This is a genomic window from Kitasatospora sp. NPDC101447, assembly GCF_044767225.1.
Classification (GTDB): Bacteria; Actinomycetota; Actinomycetes; order Streptomycetales; family Streptomycetaceae; genus Kitasatospora.
Genome location: NZ_JBIWNL010000007.1, coordinates 171,034 through 190,513, shown reverse-complemented (window position 1 = coordinate 190,513; position 19,480 = coordinate 171,034). Strand labels below are relative to the sequence as shown.

At 73.6% G+C, this 19,480-nt stretch carries 16 protein-coding genes; 12 read left to right on the top strand and 4 right to left on the bottom strand.

Annotated elements, in window-relative coordinates; translation table 11 throughout:
- The first annotated feature begins 118 nt into the window (after window positions 1-118).
- The 3 genes from lpdA to ACIRST_RS13305 all read left to right on the top strand — a co-directional run bounded on the left by lpdA (window position 119) and on the right by ACIRST_RS13305 (window position 4,044).
- Window positions 119-1,507, top strand: a complete 1,389-nt coding sequence (gene lpdA / locus ACIRST_RS13315; RefSeq protein WP_402802357.1) for a dihydrolipoyl dehydrogenase — start codon at window positions 119-121, stop codon at window positions 1,505-1,507.
- 78 nt (window positions 1,508-1,585) lie between these two features.
- Window positions 1,586-3,373, top strand: coding sequence for a 2-oxoglutarate dehydrogenase, E2 component, dihydrolipoamide succinyltransferase (gene sucB, locus ACIRST_RS13310; protein WP_402802355.1), 1,788 nt, complete (start codon window positions 1,586-1,588; stop codon window positions 3,371-3,373).
- A gap of 155 nt (window positions 3,374-3,528) precedes the next feature.
- Window positions 3,529-4,044 (top strand): DUF4240 domain-containing protein, encoded by a 516-nt coding sequence (locus ACIRST_RS13305; protein WP_396547762.1) that lies wholly within the window; start codon window positions 3,529-3,531, stop codon window positions 4,042-4,044.
- 88 nt (window positions 4,045-4,132) lie between these two features.
- On the opposite strand, the gene ACIRST_RS13300 is transcribed toward ACIRST_RS13305, so the two are convergent.
- Both ACIRST_RS13300 and ACIRST_RS13295 read right to left on the bottom strand, forming a co-directional pair.
- Window positions 4,133-5,245, bottom strand: a complete 1,113-nt coding sequence (locus tag ACIRST_RS13300; RefSeq protein ID WP_350522571.1) for a DUF2510 domain-containing protein — start codon at window positions 5,243-5,245, stop codon at window positions 4,133-4,135.
- A gap of 131 nt (window positions 5,246-5,376) precedes the next feature.
- Entirely contained in the window at window positions 5,377-5,874 is a 498-nt protein-coding gene (locus tag ACIRST_RS13295) for a GNAT family N-acetyltransferase (RefSeq protein WP_350522572.1), read from the bottom strand.
- Between the two features lie 145 nt (window positions 5,875-6,019).
- Here ACIRST_RS13295 and ACIRST_RS13290 point away from each other — a divergent pair, with 145 nt between their 5' ends.
- Both ACIRST_RS13290 and ACIRST_RS13285 read left to right on the top strand, forming a co-directional pair.
- Window positions 6,020-6,925, top strand: a complete 906-nt coding sequence (locus ACIRST_RS13290; RefSeq protein ID WP_350522573.1) for a TIGR01777 family oxidoreductase — start codon at window positions 6,020-6,022, stop codon at window positions 6,923-6,925.
- A 357-nt stretch (window positions 6,926-7,282) separates the two neighbouring features.
- Complete coding sequence (locus ACIRST_RS13285; RefSeq protein ID WP_402802353.1) at window positions 7,283-8,614, top strand: NAD(P)/FAD-dependent oxidoreductase; 1,332 nt, start codon at window positions 7,283-7,285, stop codon at window positions 8,612-8,614.
- 211 nt (window positions 8,615-8,825) lie between these two features.
- On the opposite strand, the gene ACIRST_RS13280 is transcribed toward ACIRST_RS13285, so the two are convergent.
- Window positions 8,826-10,694, bottom strand: coding sequence for a regulator (locus ACIRST_RS13280; protein ID WP_402802351.1), 1,869 nt, complete (start codon window positions 10,692-10,694; stop codon window positions 8,826-8,828).
- 309 nt (window positions 10,695-11,003) lie between these two features.
- On the opposite strand from ACIRST_RS13280, the gene ACIRST_RS13275 reads away from it, so the two are divergent.
- The 7 genes from ACIRST_RS13275 to ACIRST_RS13245 all read left to right on the top strand — a co-directional run bounded on the left by ACIRST_RS13275 (window position 11,004) and on the right by ACIRST_RS13245 (window position 18,650).
- The gene (locus ACIRST_RS13275; protein ID WP_350522576.1) at window positions 11,004-11,765 is read left to right on the top strand and encodes a 3-hydroxybutyrate dehydrogenase; all 762 of its coding nucleotides are present in this window, start codon (window positions 11,004-11,006) and stop codon (window positions 11,763-11,765) included.
- A gap of 121 nt (window positions 11,766-11,886) precedes the next feature.
- Window positions 11,887-13,254, top strand: a complete 1,368-nt coding sequence (locus ACIRST_RS13270; RefSeq protein ID WP_402802349.1) for an MFS transporter — start codon at window positions 11,887-11,889, stop codon at window positions 13,252-13,254.
- Between the two features lie 66 nt (window positions 13,255-13,320).
- Entirely contained in the window at window positions 13,321-15,231 is a 1,911-nt protein-coding gene (locus ACIRST_RS13265) for a GAF domain-containing protein (RefSeq protein WP_350522578.1), read from the top strand.
- Between the two features lie 245 nt (window positions 15,232-15,476).
- Window positions 15,477-16,247, top strand: coding sequence for a lipoyl(octanoyl) transferase LipB (gene lipB, locus ACIRST_RS13260; protein WP_402802441.1), 771 nt, complete (start codon window positions 15,477-15,479; stop codon window positions 16,245-16,247).
- A gap of 177 nt (window positions 16,248-16,424) precedes the next feature.
- Window positions 16,425-17,378, top strand: coding sequence for a lipoyl synthase (gene lipA, locus ACIRST_RS13255; RefSeq protein WP_350522580.1), 954 nt, complete (start codon window positions 16,425-16,427; stop codon window positions 17,376-17,378).
- 176 nt (window positions 17,379-17,554) lie between these two features.
- Window positions 17,555-17,743: a hypothetical protein gene (locus ACIRST_RS13250; protein WP_350522581.1), complete on the top strand. Its 189-nt coding sequence runs from the start codon at window positions 17,555-17,557 to the stop codon at window positions 17,741-17,743.
- A gap of 208 nt (window positions 17,744-17,951) precedes the next feature.
- Window positions 17,952-18,650 carry a DUF4191 domain-containing protein gene (locus ACIRST_RS13245; protein WP_396547717.1) on the top strand — a complete coding sequence of 233 codons (699 nt, stop codon included), beginning with the start codon at window positions 17,952-17,954 and terminating at the stop codon, window positions 18,648-18,650.
- A gap of 167 nt (window positions 18,651-18,817) precedes the next feature.
- Here ACIRST_RS13245 and ACIRST_RS13240 read toward each other — a convergent pair whose 3' ends face one another.
- Entirely contained in the window at window positions 18,818-19,285 is a 468-nt protein-coding gene (locus tag ACIRST_RS13240) for an RDD family protein (protein WP_350522583.1), read from the bottom strand.
- Window positions 19,286-19,480: the final 195 nt, after the last annotated feature.

Here is a 19,480-nt window from a genome sequence, read left to right as displayed (position 1 = left end):
AGCCACCGCGAACAAGTGCGAAGATGTATTTCCGGCACGACTGGGCGCCCCACAAAGGCTTCCGACCCACCGGACCGTACCGGCCCGGCGACCCACCCCATTGCATGGAGGACGTGACGTGGCGAACGACGCCAGCACCGTTTTCGACGTAGTCATTCTCGGAGGCGGAAGCGGCGGTTACGCCGCGGCGCTCCGCGCCGCTCAGCTGGGCCTGAGCGTTGCCCTGGTCGAGAAGGGTGAGCTGGGCGGCACCTGCCTGCACCGCGGCTGCATCCCGACCAAGGCGCTGCTGCACGCCGCGGAGATCGCGGACGAGACGAAGGAGGCCGCCGAGTTCGGCGTTCTGGCCACCTTCCAGGGCATCGACATCAACGGCGTCCACAAGTACAAGGACGACGTCATCGCCGGCCTGTACAAGGGTCTGCAGGGCCTGGTGGCGTCCCGCAAGGTCACCTTCATCCAGGGCGAGGGCAAGCTCTCCTCGCAGACCTCGGTTGACGTCAACGGCCAGCGCATCGAAGGCCGCCACATCGTCCTGGCCACCGGTTCCGTGCCGCGCTCGATCCCGGGCCTGGAGATCGACGGCAACCGCGTGATCTCCTCGGACCACGCCCTCAAGCTCGACCGCATCCCGAAGTCGGCCGTCATCCTCGGCGGCGGCGTGATCGGCGTCGAGTTCGCCTCCGTCTGGAAGTCCTTCGGCGTCGAGGTCACCATCGTCGAGGCGCTGCCGCACCTCGTCCCGCTGGAGGACGAGAACTCCTCCAAGCTGCTGGAGCGCGCCTTCCGCAAGCGCGGCATCAAGTTCGAGCTGAAGGCCCGCTTCTCGGGCGTCGAGTACACCGAGACCGGTGTCCGCGTCTCCACCGAGAACGGCAAGCAGATCGACGCCGACCTGCTGCTCGTCGCCATCGGCCGCGGCCCGGTCTCGGCCAGCCTCGGCTACGAGGAGAACGGCGTCGCGATGGACCGCGGCTACGTCCTGGTCGACGAGTACATGCGCACCAACGTGCCCACCATCTCCGCCGTCGGTGACCTCGCCCCGACCCTGCAGCTGGCCCACGTCGGCTTCGCCGAGGGCATCCTGGTCGCCGAGCGCCTGGCCGGCCTCAAGCCGGTGCCGATCGACTACGACGGCGTCCCGCGCGTGACCTACTCCAACCCCGAGGTGGCCTCCGTCGGCATCTCCGAGGCCAAGGCCGTCGAGCTGTACGGCAAGGAGAAGGTCGTCACCCTCAAGTACAACCTGGCCGGCAACGGCAAGAGCAAGATCCTGAAGACCGCCGGCGAGATCAAGCTCGTCCAGGTCAAGGACGGCGCCGTGGTCGGCGTCCACATGGTCGGCGCCCGCATGGGCGAGCAGGTCGGCGAAGCCCAGCTGATCTACAACTGGGAGGCCCTGCCGGCCGAGGTCGCGCAGCTCATCCACGCGCACCCGACCCAGTCCGAGGCCCTGGGCGAGGCGCACCTGGCGCTGGCCGGCAAGCCGCTGCACGCGCACGACTGATCGCGCCCCACCCCCCTTTTCCGGTACTTGCCCGCAAGTACTTCCCGTACGCAAGACTTGATAGGAGTCGCTGAAACCATGGCGGTCTCAGTAACACTGCCCGCGCTGGGCGAGAGCGTTTCCGAGGGCACCGTCACCCGTTGGCTGAAGGCCGAGGGTGAGCGTGTCGAGGTCGACGAGCCGCTGCTCGAAGTCTCCACCGACAAGGTCGACACCGAGATCCCGGCCCCGGCTTCCGGCATCCTCTCCTCGATCAAGGTCGGCGAGGACGAGACCGTCGAGGTCGGCGCCGAGCTGGCGATCATCGACGACGGTTCCGGCGCCCCGGCTGCCGCTCCGGCCCCGGCCGCCGAGGCCGCGCCCGCCGCCCCGGCTCCGGTCGCCGCTGCTCCGGCCCCGGTCGCCGCTCCGGCCCCGGCTGCCCCGGCCGCCGCTCCGGCCGCTCCGGCCGCCGACGCCACCCCGGTGCTGCTGCCCGCGCTGGGCGAGTCCGTCACCGAGGGCACCGTCACCCGCTGGCTGAAGGCCGAGGGTGAGACGGTCGAGGTCGACGAGCCGCTGCTTGAGGTCTCCACCGACAAGGTCGACACCGAGATCCCGTCGCCGGTCGCCGGCACCCTGGTGAAGATCCTGGTCGGCGAGGACGAGACCGCCGAGGTCGGCGCCCAGCTGGCGCTGATCGGTGCCGCGGGTGCCGTCGCCGCTGCTCCGGCTCCGGTCGCCGCTCCGGCCCCGGCTGCCCCGGCTCCGGCCCCGGTTGCCGCTCCGGCCCCGGCTGCCCCGGTCGCCCCGGCTCCGGTCGCCGCTGCTCCGGCCCCGGTCGCCGCTCCGGCTCCGGTCGCTGCTGCCCCGGTCGCCGCTGCCCCGGCCGCCGCTCCGGCCGCTCCGGCTCCGGTTGCCGCTCCGGCCCCGGCTGCTCCGGCCGCTCCGGCCGCCGACAGCGGTGACGCCTACGTCACCCCGCTGGTGCGCAAGCTCGCCGCCGAGCACGGTGTCGCGCTCTCCTCCGTCGCCGGCACCGGCGTCGGCGGCCGCATCCGCAAGCAGGACGTCATCGCCGCCGCGGAGGCCGCCAAGGCCGCTCCGGCCCCCGTCGCCGCTGCCGCCCCGGCCGCCGCGCCGAAGGCCGCCGCCGCGCCGTCCGCCCTGCGCGGCCAGACGGTCAAGATGACCCGCATGCGCAAGGTCATCGGCGACAACATGATGAAGGCCCTGCACGAGCAGGCCCAGCTGACCAGCGTGGTCGAGGTGGACGTCACCAAGATCATGTCGCTGCGCGGCAAGGCCAAGGACTCCTTCCTCGCCCGCGAGGGCGTGAAGCTGTCCCCGATGCCGTTCTTCGTCAAGGCCGCTGCCCAGGCGCTGAAGGCCCACGCGGTCGTCAACGCCCGGATCAACGAGGCCGAGGGCACCATCACCTACTTCGACACCGAGAACATCGGTATCGCGGTGGACTCCGAGAAGGGTCTGATGACCCCGGTCATCAAGGGTGCGGGCGACCTCAACATCGCCGGCATCTCGAAGAAGACCGCCGAGCTGGCCGCCAAGGTCCGCGACAGCAAGATCACCCCGGACGAGCTGTCCGGCGCCACCTTCACGATCAGCAACACCGGCTCGCGCGGTGCGCTGTTCGACACCGTGATCGTGCCGCCGAACCAGGCCGCCATCCTGGGCATCGGCGCGACCGTCAAGCGCCCGGTGGTCATCGAGGCCGACGGCGGCACCGCCATCGGCATCCGCGACATGACCTACCTGTCGCTCTCCTACGACCACCGCCTGGTGGACGGCGCCGACGCCGCCCGCTACCTGGTCGCGGTCAAGGAGATCCTGGAGGCCGGCGAGTTCGAGGTCGAGCTCGGCCTCTGACCTTCCACGGTCCCCACGGAACCCCGCCCCGTCCCCGGACGGCGCGGGGTTCCGCCGTTCCCGGCCCCGATCCGCCGTTCCCGGTTCGGCCCGAGCCGCGCCGGGCCGGGTCGTGGCATGCGCGGAAGCGGGCGAACGGGGATGCTTGAGCGGTGATGGACGAGACGGACTTCTGGCAGATCATCGACGAGACCCGGGACGACGCCGACGGCGACCCCGACGAGCAGGCCGACCGGCTGGTGGAGCGGCTCGTCCGCCTGACCCCGGACGACGTGATCGACTTCGCCCGGCTCTTCGAGGCCCGGTTCCAGCGCGCCTACCAGAACGACCTGTGGGGCGCGGCCTACCTGCTGCTGGACGGCGCCTCCGAGGACACCTTCGACTACTTCCGCTGCTGGCTGATCGCCCAGGGCCGGGACGTCTTCGAGGGCGGCCTGGCCGATCCGGACGACCTGGCGGACCTGCTGCCCGAGTTCGACGAGGAGGAGGACGGCGAGGCCGAGGACATCGGCTACGCCGCCGACGAGGCGTACGAGCGGCTGACCGGGCTGCCGCTCCCCGAGGTGGGCGGGCGGCAGCCCGGACGGCCGTCCGGTGCGGCGCTGGACTTCGACGACCCGGACGTCATGGCGAAGCGCTTCCCCAAGTTGTGGGAGCGGTACGGGGATTGAGCCGACCCGGCGGACGGGGCCGGGCCGGCCCGGGTGCACGTTGTGCAGGGCCGGCCCGGCAGCACGTTGTGCCGGGCCGGCCCGGTGCTCAGGTGGAGCTGCCGGAGGAGGTGTCCTGCTTGACGCCGTCGAGGATCCGGTCCAGCACCGAGGGGTCCGGCGCGGACGGGTCGTCGTCCACGCCGCCCTCGAAGATCACGTAGCCGCCGCCCTTGGCCGGGACGGCGGCCAGCAGGACGTAGCCCTGGGTGCCGTCCGAGGTGCGGACGTGCCAGCGCGTGGCGTAGCCGAGCACGCCGGCCACGGTGACGTAGCCGGAGCCGGCGTCGGTGTGCGTGGTGATCCCGGTGAAGATCTGCCCGGCGTAGGTGGGCATCGTGGCGTCGGCGGCGGCCTTGGGGGTCGCGCCCTGGACGGTGTCCTTCTCGACCGAGAACTGACCGCGGATGCAGGAGTTGCCGTCCGGGCAGGTGTAGCGGCCGCTGCCGAGGAAGACCGTCGAGTGGGCGGAGTTCGTCCCCGCGTCCCAGCCGTCGAAGACCGGGACGGTGATCGCGTGCTGCGGGTCCGGCACGGTGGTCTTGAGGACCGGCGCGGGCTTGGGCGCCGGCACCGTGGGGCTGGTGGTGGGCCGGGTCGGCGTCGGGCTCGGCGAGGGGCTGTTGTTCTGGGTGACGGTGACGGTGGGGTTCGGGGTCGGGTCCGCCTTCGGGTCGCCGCCGCTGAGCATGATCCCGGCGATGATTCCGCCGACGACCAGCACGGTGAGCGAGATGCCGATGATCATGCCGGACTTGTTCTTGACCGGTGGCGGGTAGCCCGGCCCGGGGTAGCCGTAGCCCGCGCCCTGGGCGGCGGGGTAGCCGGCCTGGCCCGGGTAGCCGCCCTGGCCCCCGTAGGCGTCCTGCCCGTGGGCCGCGGGGTGGCCGCCGTGGTCCGGGTAGCCGTAACCGGGCGTCGGGGCGCCGTCCTGGCCCGGGTAGCCGTAGGCCGGGGCCGGGGCGCCGACGGGATAGCCGTAGCCGGGCTTGCGGTCGGAGGGCGGCCAGGTCTGCGTCGGGGCGTCGGCGAGCTGTCCGGTGCCGCCCTGGAGCGGCCTGACCTCACTGGTCCAGGCGTTGCCGTCCCACCAGCGCTCGTGACCGGGGGTGCCGTCCGCACCCGGAACCGGGTACCACCCGGGAGGCGTCGAGTTGCTCACGGGCGTACGGTACCCGGCGTGGCGGCGGTCCAGACAGGGCGGGAGTGTCACGACTCTGCACCGCGCCCGCACGGTGTGGCCGCCGCCTCCGCGGTCTGCTCGGGCCCCTGGCGATCTGCGGGGTTCCGGGCTCAGTCGGCCAGGCGGCGGGCCATCCAGATGTCGTCCACGTAGGAGCCGTCGATCAGGAACTCCTCGGCCAGCGAGCCCTCGACGACGAAGCCGCAGCTCTCGTAGAGGCGGCGGGCCGGGGCGTTCCAGCCGAGCACCCTCAGGGTCATCTTCCGGGCGCCCGCGGCCCGGGCCGCGTCGCAGGCCGCCTCGACCAGCCGGCGGCCGATGCCCCGGCCGCGGACCGTGCCGTCGACGCCGAGGCCCTGGATCTGGCGGACGTGGCGGTTGCCGGCCAGCGGGGTCGGCGGGACCTGGCGGACGTACCCGACGATCCGGCCGTCCAGGACGGCCAGCAGGAACTGCTCGGGGGTGTGGCGCTCGTCGAACACCGTGTCCGCGGCGGGCGGTTCCGGGGAGACGTCGGACAGGGTGGACCAGGCGGCGCGGTTGAGAACGGCGAGTTCGCGCTCGTCCTCGGGCTGCGCCGGACGGATGATCAGATCGTCTTCGGGCATGCGCGTCATGCTAGTGAGCCGCATGCGAACGTGACAGGCCTTCGGGACGGCGGGGGCGGTCGGGCCCGTCGGGGCGGCAGGGGCGGTCGGGGCCGTCGGGGCGGCCCGGGCGGTCCGGGCGGTCGGGAACTGCGAGGATGGGCGCATGCGCATCGCTGTCACAGGCTCCACGGGTTTGATCGGTTCGGCGCTCGTCCGCTCCCTGCTGGCGGACGGCCACGAGGTGGTCCGGCTGGTCCGGCACCGGTCCAGGACGGGCCCGCAGCCCGACGGCAGCACGGCCATCGGCTGGAACCCGCTGCTCGGCGAGGTCCAGCAGGACGGGCTGGACGGCGTCCAGGCGGTGGTGCACCTGGCCGGAGCCGGGGTCGGCGACCACCGCTGGACCGACGCCTACAAGCGGGAGATCCGGGAGAGCCGCGTCTACGGCACCGAGACGCTGGCCACCGCGCTGGCCGGGATGAAGGAACCGCCCCGGGTCCTCGTGAGTGCCTCCGCGGTCGGCTGGTACGGGCAGACCGGCGACCGGGTGATCGACGAGGACTCCCCCGCCGGCGACGACTTCCTGGCCGAGGTCTGCCTGGAGTGGGAGGCCGCCGCCAGGCCCGCCGAGCGGGCCGGGATCCGGGTCGTCCACCCGCGCACCGGAATGGTGCTCTCCTCGACCGGCGGGGCGGGCGGGCGGCTGTTCCCGCTGTTCAAGCTGGGCCTGGGCGGGCGGCTCGGCGACGGGCAGCAGTACTGGAGCTTCATCTCGCTGCACGACGAGGTGGCCGCGCTGCGCTTCCTGATCGACCACGACGACCTGTCCGGCGCCTTCAACCTGACGGCACCGAACCCGGCGACCAACGCCGAGCTGACCGCCGCGATCGGGCGGGCGCTGCGGCGACCGACGCCGTTCCCGGTGCCGGAGGCGGTGCTCAAGGTCGTGCTGGGCGAGCTGGCGGTCGAGGTGGTCGGCAGCCACCGGGTGGTGCCGCGGCGGCTCTCGGACGCGGGCTTCCGCTTCACGCACCCGGACGTCTACTCGGCGGTGCTCGCGGCGCTGTGACGTACGCGCGCCGGGCTCCGTGCGTACCCCCGGCTACGGCATCCACCCTGGCCAGGGGCATATGCCGAGCGGGGGTCGGACGGGGCTCCGGGAGGGGGCGCACGGGAGCACACGGCGGGCGCGTCGCACGCCCCCGGTGACCGTGCGCGCCCGCCGACCCCTGAACCCGGCCACCACGGCGCACTGTCCGTGACCGCGCCCCCGCCCGGCGCCGCACAACCCCGACCCGCCCTCGAATCCGGCTCGATGCGCTTGTCTGATGCTCACACTGACTGGGCATCACCCTCCTCGGACCGTGTCCCGGCACCCCGCTGCCTGCGTCGGCCGGAGCCCCGGGACCAGGGAGGGAGCACGCCAGTGCCCACGTACGACTTCACCCGCCGCGCCCGTCGGCCGTCCGACCCGGACGTCGTCGTGGTCGGCGCCGGCCTCGCTGGCCTGGCCGCCGCCCGCGAACTCACCGGCCGCGGCCTCACCGTTCGGCTCCTGGAGAGCAGCGACCGGATCGGCGGCCGGATGGCCACCCGCGAGCTGGACGGATTCCGGCTCGACGACGGCAGTCACCTGCTGAACACGGCCTTCCCCGAGCTGCGCCGCGCGCTCGACCTCGACCGCCTCGACCTGCGCCCGCTCGCGCCCGGCGTACTCGTGCACAGCGGCGGCCGCCGGTACCGCGCCGGGGACCCGCAGCTCACCGCCGCCCGCCAGGCCGCCACCCGGGGCCCGCTCGGCAGCCCGCTGGACAAGGCCCGGCTGGGCAGCTGGCTCGGCCGGCTCGCCACCACCCCGATCAGCCGGCTGCAGGCCCGGCCGGAGACCACCGCCGCCCGCGCGCTGGCCGGCCACGGGCTCGCCCCGCGCACCGTCGACGGCTTCCTGCGCCCGCTGCTCAGCGCCCTGCTCAGCGATCCAGCGCTCGGCACCAGCAGCCGGGTCGCCGACCTGGTGCTGCGCTCGTACGCGCGCGGGCGGCTCTGTCTGCCCGCCGGCGGGATCGCCGCGGTACCGGCCCAACTGGCCGCCGCCCTGCCCGCCGGCACCGTCCGCACCGGGGTGCAGGTCACCTCGATCGCCGCGGACGGCGTGGAGACCGCCGGCCACGGCCGGATCGGCGCCCAGGCCGTCGTCGTCGCCACCGACGCCCGCTGCGCCGCCGAACTGCTGCCCGGTCTGCGGCTGCCGGCCTTCCACCCCGTCACGACCTTCTACCACGCGGCCGACCGCGCCCCGGTGGGCGAAGCCGTGCTGCTGCTCGACGGCGACCGGCCGAACGGACACCCGCCGCTGGTCTCGCACTCACTGGTGCTCAGCGAGCTGCACCCGTCCTACGCCCCGGCCGGTCAGGCGCTGGTCGCCACCACCGTGCTCGGGCGGCGCGCCTTCGACGCGGGCGGCCCGGCCGGACTGGAACCGGCCGTCCGGGCCCGGCTCGCCGAGCTGTACGGCACCGCCACGACGGGCTGGCAGTTCCTCAGCGTGCGGCACGTCCCGGACGCGCTGCCCGCGATGCCGCCGCCGCACAACACCCGGCGCCCGGTGCGCCTGCTGGCCGGGCTGTACGTCGCGGGGGACCACCGGGACACCAGCACCGTGCAGGGCGCGCTGGTCTCCGGGCGGCGGGTGGCGCAGGCGGTGCTGCGCGACCTCGGCGTCCCGGCCGACGTGCGGGAGGCGGAGGCGGCGGCCTGAGGAGCCCGTTCGGTTCCGGGGCCCGGCGGCGGTCGGCGGACGGCTGTTGTCACCGTTCGGCGGCGTCGGTTGCCGGCGGTCGGCAGACGGCTGTGGTCTTCCCGGGGTGAGCAGGGCACGTCGGCGGTCCGCCGGGTGAGGGACGGACCGGCGGCGTGCCGGGAAGCCGAGGGCCCGGGCTTCGGCCCGGGCCCCTCGTCGGCCCGGACGGTCAGATCACCCCCGCCTGGCGGGCCGTCTCCTCGAAGGCGCGGGCGACCGGGCTGCCGCGGTACGGGGTGAGGCGGCGGTGGAAGTCCCGGACGTACTCCAGGGAGCGGGCCGAGCGCATCTCCCCCGCCGCCCGCAGCGCGTCGGTCGCCATGGTGCAGGCCTCGTCGAGGTCCCCCATGCCGAGCCGGGCGGTGGCCAGCACCAGTCGGCAGAAGATCCGGCTGCGCGCGTAGGCGGGCGAGCGCAGCCGCAGTGACTTCTCGGCGTGCTGCGCGGCGGTGCGCCACTGCTGCAGGTCGCGGTAGCAGTGGGCGAACTCGTCGGAGAGCTGCGCTTCGTCGAAGTACCGTGCCCAAGCGGGCAGTTCGTCGCCGGTACGGGCCGCTGCGAGGGCCCGCTCGGCGCGCACCAGGGCGGTGGTGCAGGAGCGGACGTCGCCCAGCAGGCCGTGCCCGCGGGCCTCGGCGGCGTGCATCAGCGACTGGACCACCGGCGGGACGGAGGTGCCCACGCCCTGCTGCGCGACGCGGGCGAGCTGGACCGCCTCCCGTCCGTGGCCGAGGTGGACGGCCTGCTGGCTCATCGTCACCAGCACGTAGCCGCCGAGCGCGCGGTCCCCCGCGGCCTGGGACAGCCGCAGCGCCTGGACGAAGTAGCGCTGGGCCAGGCCGTGTGCGGCGATGTCGAAGGACGTCCAGCCGGCCAGCCGGGTCAGGTCGGCGACGGCACCGAACAGGGCCCGGCCGATCTGCTCGCCGTAGCGGCCGCGCAGCATCGGCTCGGCCTCGCTCTCCAGGTAGCGGACCAGCGCCTGGCGGGCGTGCCCGCCCCCGTAGGCGTGGTCGAGCGCGCGGAAGAGGTCGCCGACGGCGCGGATGGCGGCGATGTCGCCGCGGCCGACCCGCAGGGCGGGGCGGGACTCGCGGGCCGGGTCGGTGTACGGCGGCTCGACGGCGACCGGCGGGCGGCGGCTCTGGGTGGGCACCCGGCCGATGGTGGGGGCGGTGCCGGTCGTGCCGGCCGTGCTGCGCGCCGTGGGCGCACCGGCGAGCCCGGCGGCGGAGCCGCGTGCCGGGCCCACCGGGGACGAGCCGGGTGCGCTCTGCGGGGCACCGGTGATGGCGGCGGAGGCGCTGCCGGCGGCCGGTGGTCCGGCGGCGGTGTCCGGGCGGGCCAGCGTGGAGCCGTCCCGGGCGACGCGCTCGTCGGTGCGGCCGATCAGCCAGTCGCGGCTGGGCACGACCAGGCCGGCCGGGGTGAAGGCGATCCGGCGCAGCTCGGACTGCGGGCCGTTGTCCTTGCGCCACATGCTCGCCACGATGTCCACCGCCTCCTGCGGCGTCTCGGCGAACTCCAGGCCGGCGTAGACCGGGGCGCAGGCGTCCAGACCGAGGTCCTGGGCGGTGAGGCGGCGGCCGAGGCGGCGGGTGAAGACCTCGGCGATCAGGGCCGGGGTGGCGCCGCGGGGTTGCTGCCCGCGCAGCCAGCGGGTGACCGAGGTCTTGTCGTAGCGCAGGTCGAGGCCGTGTTCCAGGCCGAGCTGGTCGACCCGGCGAGCCAGGCCGGCGTGCGAGAAGCCGGCCTCCTCGATCAGTGCGGCGAGCTGGCCGTTCTGCGGGGCCGGGCCGGAGTGGCCGGAGCCCCGCGCGGGGGTGCCGGGGGTCTCGTGCCGTTCGGGTGTGGCCTGCGCGGGCAGCCGCAGCTCGTCGGCGGTCGAGGCGTCGGCGGTCAGCGTGTCGCCCGTGAGGGCGTTCGGGGCCAGGGCGTCGGGGGCGTCCGGAAGGCTCCGACCGACCGGCCCTCGGTGGTGGCCGAGCGGGTCGAGCGGTCCGTACGCCGGGCTGTCGGTTGCAGGCCGTTGGGGCATGTCTGTCAACACCTCTCGGACGTCGCACCGGGCTCTACCAGCACTTCGGCGGCCTGGGGCGGCGCCCCCTGTCGGGAATCGGCGTGAATGTAGCGAGCATTCGGGCGCTATGGGTGGATCTGACCGAGCAATCCTCCGAACGGGTGAAGCAACCGCGCCCATTGTGGGGAAGCGGGGTCACCATGGGTTTGGCTTTCCGGGGTCGAACCGTCGATCGAGGGTCGTAGTGGTTGCCGCCACAGCCCGGCGGGATGCTGTGGCGGCCCGCCACATGGGAGCCGGGGCAACCGATTCCTACCGTTCTCGGCCATGGACACCACTACAGCCCGCCCGCTCGACGGCCGTACGGCCCTGGTCACCGGGGCCGCCTCGGGCATCGGCCGGGCCTGCGCCGAGGCCTTCGCCGGGGCCGGCGCCCGGGTCTACGTCGTCGACCTCTCGGCCGGTCCGGCCGCGGAGCTCGCCGAGCGGATCGGCGGGCGCGCGATCGTCACCGACCTCGCCGACCCCGAGGCCGTGGACGCCCTGCCGGACGACGCCGACATCGTGGTCAACAACGCCGGGCTCCAGCACGTCGCCCCGGTGCACGAGTTCCCGCCCGAGCGCTTCACCCTCATCCAGCGGGTGATGGTCGAGGCCCCGTTCCGCATCCTGCGCCGGACCCTGCCGCACATGTACGGGCGCGGGTGGGGACGGGTCGTCAACATCTCCTCCGTCCACGGCCTGCGCGCCAGCGCCTTCAAGTCCGCGTACGTCACCGCGAAGCACGCCCTGGAGGGCCTGAGCAAGACGGTCGCCCTGGAGGGCGCCCCGCACGGCGTCACCAGCAACTGCATCAACCCCGGCTACGTCCGGACCCCCCTGGTGGAGAAGCAGATCGCCGCCCAGGCGCTCGCGCACGGCATCCGCGAGGACGAGGTCGTCGAGCGGATCATGCTCGACCGCACCGCCGTGAAGCGCCTCATCGAACCCGACGAGGTCGCCCAACTCGCCCTCTGGCTCTGCTCGCCCACCGCCTCCTACATCACCGGCGCCAGCCTCCCCGTCGACGGCGGCTGGACGGCCCACTGAGGTCATGGGGCCTGAACCCGTATCAACCCCCGGGACTATGTGGGTCACGCACATAGTCCCCGGAGCGGGGGGTTCCTACCTTGTGGCGACATCGTCTCCCCCGGCCTGGAAGTGGTGACCCATGACCGCAGCAGCCCCCAGCCGCTCACTCCCTCGGGTAGTGGCGGCGAGTCTGATCGGGACCACCATCGAGTGGTACGACTACTTCTTGTACGGAACGGCGGCGGCGCTGGTGTTCGGGAAGGTGTTCTTCCCGCACAGCGATCCGCTGACGGGGACGCTGCTGTCGTTCCTCACGTACGCGATCGGGTTCGCGGCGCGGCCGATCGGCGCCCTGGTGTTCGGGCACTTCGGGGACCGGGTGGGGCGCAAGCGGCTGCTGGTGGTGAGCCTGCTGCTGATGGGCGGGGCGACGACGGCGATCGGGCTGCTGCCGACGTACGACTCGATCGGGGTCACGGCGCCGGTGCTGCTGACGACGTTGCGGCTGGTGCAGGGGTTCGCGCTCGGCGGTGAGTGGGGCGGGGCCGTGCTGCTGGTGTCGGAGCACGGGGACCAGCGGCGGCGCGGCTTCTGGGCGTCCTGGCCGCAGGGCGGGGCGCCGGCCGGGAACCTGCTGGCGGCGGGGGTGCTGTCGCTGATGACCTCGCTGCAGTCGGACGCGGCGTTCCTGTCGTGGGGCTGGCGGGTGCCGTTCCTGCTGTCGGCGGTACTGGTCGCGGTCGGGATGTGGATCCGGCTCGCGGTGGACGAGTCGCCGCTGTTCAAGGCCGCGCTGGCGGCGCAGCAGAACCGGGAGACCGCCGAACAGCCGCCGCTGGTCAGCGTGTTGAGGAACCACTGGCGGGAGGTGCTGGTGGCCATGGGGGCGCGGATGGCGGAGAACATCTCGTACTACGTGATGACGACGTTCGTGCTGACCTACGCGGTCACCCACGCGCACTTCGGCAAGCAGAGCGCGCTGAACGCCGTACTGATCGGCTCCGCGGTCCAGTTCGCGCTGATCCCGCTGTTCGGCGCGCTGTCCGACCGGGTCGGGCGCAAGCCGGTGTACCTGGTGGGCGCGGTCGGGGTCGGGATCTGGGCGTTCGTGTTCTTCGGGATGGTGGACACCCGGTCGTTCGGCTCGCTGGTGCTCGCGGTGACCGTCGGGCTGGTCTTCCACAGCGCGATGTACGCGCCCCAGGCGGCCTTCTTCTCCGAAATGTTCGCCACCCGGATGCGCTACTCGGGCGCCTCTATCGGGGCCCAGTTCGCCTCCGTGGCGGCCGGCGCCCCGGCGCCGCTGATCGCCACCGCGCTGCTGAAGGACTACGGCAGCTCGACCCCGATCTCGGTGTACGTCGCCATCGCGGCGGCAGTCACGGTGCTGGCGGTGCTCTGCGGGCGGGAGACCAGGGGGCGGGACCTCGCCGCGATCGACGAACAGGCGGGCCGGGAAGCGCAGTCGGCGGACGCCGGTGCGGTCGGGAAGCCCGCCGTGGCCTGAGGACCGAGCCGCTACCATCGCGATTTCCCGGAATCGACGAACCGACGCCGATTGGCGGCACGCACCATGAACCACCCTCACGAAAGCGCCGCCCCCGCGCTGCGGCGACTGCTCGACCTGCTCGCCTCGGGCGCCGCCACCGAGGACTTCGCCGACGTGTTGGCCGACGCCCGCCGCCGCGGGGCGTCGGCCGGCACCCTCGCCGAGATCGACGACGCCACCTGGCAGGCCCTGCGCGTCCACCGCACCCTGCGTCAACACCGCCGCCGAGAAGCGGAGTTGACCGCACTGTTCGACACCGCCGGGGACCTCGCCGCCTCCCGGGAGCTGGACACCGTGCTCCAGGCGATCGTCCGCCGGGCCCGGATGCTGCTCGGCACCGACACCGCGTACCTGACCCTGCCGGACGAGGCCGCCGGTGACACCTACATGAGGGTCACCGACGGCTCCGTCTCCGTCCTGTTCCAGACCCTGCGGCTCAGCCTCGGCGACGGCCTGGGCGGGCTGGTCGCACAGACCGCCCGCCCGTACGCGACCCCCGACTACCGCACCGACGAGCGCTTCCACCACACCGGCACGATCGACGCGGGCGTCCTGGACGAGGGCCTGGTGGCGATCATCGGGGTGCCGCTGCTGCTCGGCGGCCAGGTCATCGGGGTGTTGTTCGCCGCCGACCGCTCGCCCCGCGCCTTCTCCCCCGACGAGGTCGCGCTGCTCTGCACGCTCGCCGCGCACGCCGCGATCGCCCTGGACACCGCCAAGTCGCTGGCCGACACCCGGGCCGCGCTCGCCGAGCTGAACGCCGCCAACGAGCTGGTCCGGGCGCACTCCGCCGCCGTCCAGCGCGCCGAGCAGGCGCACGACCGGCTCACCGACCTGGTGCTGCGCGGCGCCGAGGTGCCGGACGTCGCCGCCGCCGTCGCGGCCCTGCTGGGCGGGGAGATAGCGGTCCTCGACGCCGAGGGCGAGCCGCTGGCCGGACGCGCCGCACCCGCCGCCGAGCTGGCCGCGGCAGCCGCCGCCTCCCGTACCGAGGGACGGTCCGTACGGCACGGCGAGCAGTGGGTCTGCGCGGTGCTGGCCGGGCACGACGCGCTGGGCACCATGGTGCTGCGCGGACGGCCCGACCTCGACGACGCCGACCGGCGCCTCTTCGAACGGGCCAGCGTGGTGACCGCGCTGCTCCTGCTGCTGCGCCGCTCGGTGGCCGAGACCGAGAACCGGGTCCGCGGCGAACTGCTCACCGACCTGCTCACCTCCCCCGAACGCGACCCGGCCGGACTCACCGCGCGCGGCCGCCGGCTCGGCGTCGACCTCGCCCGGCCGCACCTGGTGCTGGTGGCGGAACCCGCCGAGCCGACCGGCACCGACCGCGGACGGCTGGCGGGCGCGGCCCGCCGCTACCTGTTCGGCTCCCGGGGCGTCAGCGCCGAGCACGGCGAGGCCGTGGTGCTGCTGGCCCCGGTCGAGGCCGGCACCGACGGGGATCCCGAGGACACCGCCCGGCAGGCCGCCGAACGGCTGGCCCGACTGGCCGGCTTCCCCGTCACCGTCGGCGCGGGCCGCCCGTCCGCCGGTCCGACCGCGCTGGCGGCCGCGTACGCCGAGGGCCTGCGCTGCGTACGGGCGCTGCGGGTGCTCGGCCGCGCCGGGGAGGGCGCCTCGGCCCGTGCGCTCGGCTTCCTCGGGGTGCTGCTCGGCGACGGCCACGACGTGGACGGCTTCGTCGGCGCGACCCTCGGCCCGCTGCTCGCGTACGACTCCCGGCGCGGCACCGAGCTGGTCCGCACCCTGCGCGCCTACTTCGACTGCGGCGGCAGCCTCACCCGGGCCAAGGACGAGCTGCACGTCCACGTCAACACGGTGGTGCAGCGGCTGGACCGGGTCGAGGCGCTGCTCGGGCGGGACTGGAACCACCCGGAGCGGTCGCTGGAACTCCAGCTCGCGCTGCGCCTGCAGCTGCTCGCGGGGGCCTGAGCGGGCCACCGGGCGGGGGTCGGAGCGGGCGACCGGGCGGGGGCCTGAGCGGGCCACCGGGCGACGCCGGGCCGATGGCGGGCGGGGCACCGGGCGGGCGCGGGGCGGGGCGCCGGGCCGGGACAAGGCGGCTGGTCGACCCCGGTCGGGCTGGGCGTACACGGGCTGGGCGTACAGTGGCGAGGTTGGTCTCGAACGCCTGGCAAGGAGCGGCAGCGGTGAGCGAGAACGTGCGTTTTGTTCACATGGGCATAGGTGAGCGCACCGTGCCCTACCAGGAAGCGTGGGAGGAGCAGCAGCGGCTGCACGCCCTGCGGGTCGCGGACGAGATCCCCGACACCGTCCTGCTCCTGGAGCACCAGTCCGTCTACACCATGGGCAAGCGCACCAACCCCGCCGACCTGCCGCTCGACGGCACCCCGGTGGTCGAGGTCAACCGGGGCGGCGAGATCACCTGGCACGGCCCCGGCCAGCTGGTCGGCTACCCGATCGTCAAGCTGCCCGACCCGATCGACGTCATCGCCTACGTCCGCCGGCTGGAGGAGGCGCTGATCCGCGCCGCCGCCGACTTCGGCGTCGGGACCACCCGGGTCGAGGGCCGCAGTGGGGTCTGGGTGCTGGGCGAGTCCCTCCCGGACGCCGTGGTCGACCCGGCCCAGGTGGTGGACCTCGGCAAGCTGACCCTGCGGATGGGCCTGCCGCTGGGCATCGACCCGCGACTGGCCGGCCCCGAGTACGCGCCCTCCAACGCCGGACAGCGCGGTGACGACCGCAAGCTCGCCGCCATCGGCGTGCGGGTCGCCCGCGGGGTGACGATGCACGGCTTCGCGCTCAACTGCGCCCCGGACATGACCTGGTTCGACAAGATCGTGCCGTGCGGCATCCGCGACGCGGGTGTGGCCTCGCTCACCGGCGAGCTGAAGCGCGAACTCACCGTCGCCGAGGCGGCGCCGGTGGTCGAGCGGCACCTGACGGAGCTCTTCGCCGAGCTGCCGGAGCCCGCGCTCAGCCGCTGACCCGGCCCCGGCCGGACCGGCCTGCGCGGGCCCGGCGGCCGGAAAACCGCCGAGTGCACTGGGAATCTACTCACCGGTAGCCGTGTTGCCCTGCGATTGCAGGGCGGCAGGCCCGGCGAAGGCCGTACAACCACAGGCGTACCCTGGGGGTACCCCGTCTAGTTCTAGGAGTCGCACGTGTCCGCTGTCGCGCCCGACGGCAGGAAGCTTCTCCGCCTGGAGGTCCGCAACAGCGAGACCCCCATCGAGCGGAAGCCCGAGTGGATCAAGACCCGCGCGAAGATGGGCCCGGAGTACAACGCCCTGCAGTCGCTGGTGAAGAAGGAGGGGCTGCACACGGTCTGCCAGGAGGCCGGCTGCCCCAACATCTTCGAGTGCTGGGAGGACCGCGAGGCGACCTTCCTCATCGGCGGTGACCAGTGCACCCGCCGCTGCGACTTCTGCCAGATCGACACCGGCAAGCCCGCCGAGTTCGACCGCGACGAGCCGCGCCGGGTCGCCGAGTCCATCGTCACCATGGACCTCAACTACGCCACCATCACCGGCGTCGCCCGCGACGACCTGGAGGACGGCGGCGCCTGGCTGTACGCCGAGACCGTGCGCCAGGTGCACGCGATGACCGCCGGCCGCGAGGCCGGCCGCACCGGCGTCGAGCTGCTCATCCCCGACTTCAACGCGGTGCCCGAGCAGCTGGCCGAGGTCTTCTCCTCCCGCCCCGAGGTGCTCGCGCACAACGTCGAGACGGTGCCGCGGATCTTCAAGCGGATCCGCCCGGCGTTCCGCTACGAGCGCTCCCTGGACGTCATCACCCAGGCGCGCGCGGCCGGACTGGTGACCAAGTCCAACCTGATCCTGGGCATGGGCGAGACCCGCGAGGAGGTCAGCCAGGCGCTCGCCGACCTGGTCGGCGCCGGCTGCGAACTCATCACCATCACCCAGTACCTGCGCCCCTCGCTGCGCCACCACCCGGTGGAGCGCTGGGTGAAGCCGCACGAGTTCGTCGAGCTCCAGCAGGAGGCCGAGGAGCTGGGCTTCGCCGGCGTCATGTCGGGCCCGCTGGTGCGGTCGTCGTACCGGGCCGGCCGGCTGTACCGGCAGGCGCTGGAGCGGCGCGAGCAGGCCGCGGTCTGACCGGTTCCCGGCAGGTTTGAGCCATTGGAAGGGCGGAGCTGCGGCTCCGCCCTTCCTGGGTTCACCACGCTTTGACTGCCTGGTCACGGGCTGGTAACACGGGGTGGGGACGATGGACGCTCAGCAAGCGTTCGATTCTTCTCAGCCACGATCAGCCACGAGAGGAGCTGTTCGGCATGGAGATGCGGATCCGGTCGGTGAGGGCGGCGCTGCGGTTCGCCGAGAGCGTCCTGCTGGCGCCCGGCCAGCAACACGCGCGCCAGAACGCCTGGGCGGCGGTCTGCGAGAACCGCCGGTACGCGGCGGACCGCCACCACGACGCGGTCGCGGTGGAAACGGCGGGGGCCCGGGCCGCACGGCGGTGACGCCCGCGGCGGTGAGCCCGCGGTGGTGACGCCCATGGCGGCACGCCCCCCCGACGGCGCCTCCCGCGACGGTGCGCCCGCGGCAGTGACGCCCCGGCGCCGTTCGGGGCTTCCGGCGTCGCTGTGCGCGACGGTGTACAGGCACTCGGGTCACGGTTCGGGCGAACGGGTACCCGGGCTTGGATATCCCGCACAGGTGCCACGTACCATGAGCGTTATGGCGAGGGAAACATCCGAGAACCCCGGGCGGCTGAAGCAGATCCGTCTGGCGTACACCATGACCAAGAAGGTCGACACCAAGATCGGCCTGATCATCGCCGGCGTCGGCCTGCTGACCTTCGGCGTGTTCCTCGCCATCGGCTTCGCGATCGACCACCCCGTCTACCTGGGCATCCTGGGCTTCATCGTGGCCGTGCTGGCCATGGCGATCGTCTTCGGGCGCCGGGCCGAGCGCGCCGCGTTCGGACAGATGGAGGGGCAGCCGGGCGCGGTCGCTGCGGTGCTGAACAACATCCGGCGCGGCTGGAGCTCCAGCACCACCCCGGTCGCGGTCACCCGCAACCAGGACGCGGTCTACCGCGCCGTGGGCCGGGCCGGCATCGCGCTGATCGGTGAGGGCAACCCGAACCGGGTGCGCCAGCTGCTGGCCTCCGAGAAGAAGAAGATGGCCCGTGTGGTCGGCGACGTGCCGGTGCACGACATCGTGGTGGGCAACGGCGAGGGCGAGATCCCGCTGAAGAAGCTGCAGGTGCACCTCATGCGCCTGCCCCGCGCGATCACCGCCGCCCAGGTCACCGAGACCAACGACCGGCTGCGCGCGCTGGGCGACCTGCTCTCCAAGGCGCCGATCCCCAAGGGCCCGATGCCCAAGGGCGCCCGGATGCCCAAGGGTGGCCAGGCCCGCTGACCCCCTCCCTCCCTTACGACACGAGAACGGCCCCGCCGCGGAACCTCCGCGGCGGGGCCGTTTCGACGTCCCGCCGTCTTTCGACGTCCCGCCGTTCCGGCGGGCAGATCGTTCCGGCGGGCAGATCGTTCCGGCGGGCAGACGGGCAGACGGGCGGACGGGCCGCGCTAGATCCGGACCTCGACGGTGCCGACCGCCTTGTCGTGCAGGCCCCGGGTGTCACGGTCCCAGACCAGCGGGGGCACCACCAGGCAGAGCAGCAGGGTGCGCAGCAGGACCTGCGGGATGGTCGCGCGACCGCCGTCCAGGCGGACCACCCGGAGGCCGAACAGCCGCTTGCCGACCGTCGTACCGGTGGTGGACAGCAGCAGGGCCACCACGACGAAGTACAGCGGGCTGGTCCACAGGTTGGCCTCGGTGAGGTCGCCTCGGGCGATCAACCCGTACGAGATCAGGGAGATCAGCCAGGCGTCCACGAACAGGGCGCCGATGCGCCGACCGGGGCCGGCGAGCGAGCCGGAGCCCTCCTCCGGCAGCCCGAGGCGCTCGCCGCGGTAGCCGAAGTCGGCGCCCATCTTCTCGGCGGCCGCCTTGGGGCCGTCGATCCACGATCCCAACGCTTCTCTGGTGTCCACGAATCCACACTAACCGGGCTGACGGCGCGCACTGCCACCGGCACCCCTCCGGGCGGGGAGCTGCCCCCGACCGGGTGAATCCGGCGCGCGGGGCGTTTCCGGACGGGCTTCCAAGTGGTCCAGACCACTTCTGGAGGGGTGCCCAGGTCGGCAGGGTGATTTGCCCTGCCCCGTACGCCTTTGCCGCCCGTCCGG

Excerpts from the sequence above, each read along its gene's own strand:
- ACIRST_RS13305 (WP_396547762.1), top strand. The coding sequence starts at position 3,529 with ATGGACGAGACGGACTTCTGGCAGATCATCGACGAGACCCGGGACGAC.
- lipB (WP_402802441.1), top strand. The coding sequence starts at position 15,477 with ATGGGCATAGGTGAGCGCACCGTGCCCTACCAGGAAGCGTGGGAGGAG.
- ACIRST_RS13250 (WP_350522581.1), top strand. The coding sequence starts at position 17,555 with ATGGAGATGCGGATCCGGTCGGTGAGGGCGGCGCTGCGGTTCGCCGAG.
- ACIRST_RS13280 (WP_402802351.1), bottom strand. The coding sequence starts at position 10,694 with ATGCCCCAACGGCCTGCAACCGACAGCCCGGCGTACGGACCGCTCGAC.
- ACIRST_RS13245 (WP_396547717.1), top strand. The coding sequence starts at position 17,952 with ATGAGCGTTATGGCGAGGGAAACATCCGAGAACCCCGGGCGGCTGAAG.
- sucB (WP_402802355.1), top strand. The coding sequence starts at position 1,586 with ATGGCGGTCTCAGTAACACTGCCCGCGCTGGGCGAGAGCGTTTCCGAG.
- ACIRST_RS13275 (WP_350522576.1), top strand. The coding sequence starts at position 11,004 with ATGGACACCACTACAGCCCGCCCGCTCGACGGCCGTACGGCCCTGGTC.
- ACIRST_RS13270 (WP_402802349.1), top strand. The coding sequence starts at position 11,887 with ATGACCGCAGCAGCCCCCAGCCGCTCACTCCCTCGGGTAGTGGCGGCG.
- ACIRST_RS13265 (WP_350522578.1), top strand. The coding sequence starts at position 13,321 with ATGAACCACCCTCACGAAAGCGCCGCCCCCGCGCTGCGGCGACTGCTC.
- ACIRST_RS13290 (WP_350522573.1), top strand. The coding sequence starts at position 6,020 with ATGCGCATCGCTGTCACAGGCTCCACGGGTTTGATCGGTTCGGCGCTC.
- ACIRST_RS13295 (WP_350522572.1), bottom strand. The coding sequence starts at position 5,874 with ATGCCCGAAGACGATCTGATCATCCGTCCGGCGCAGCCCGAGGACGAG.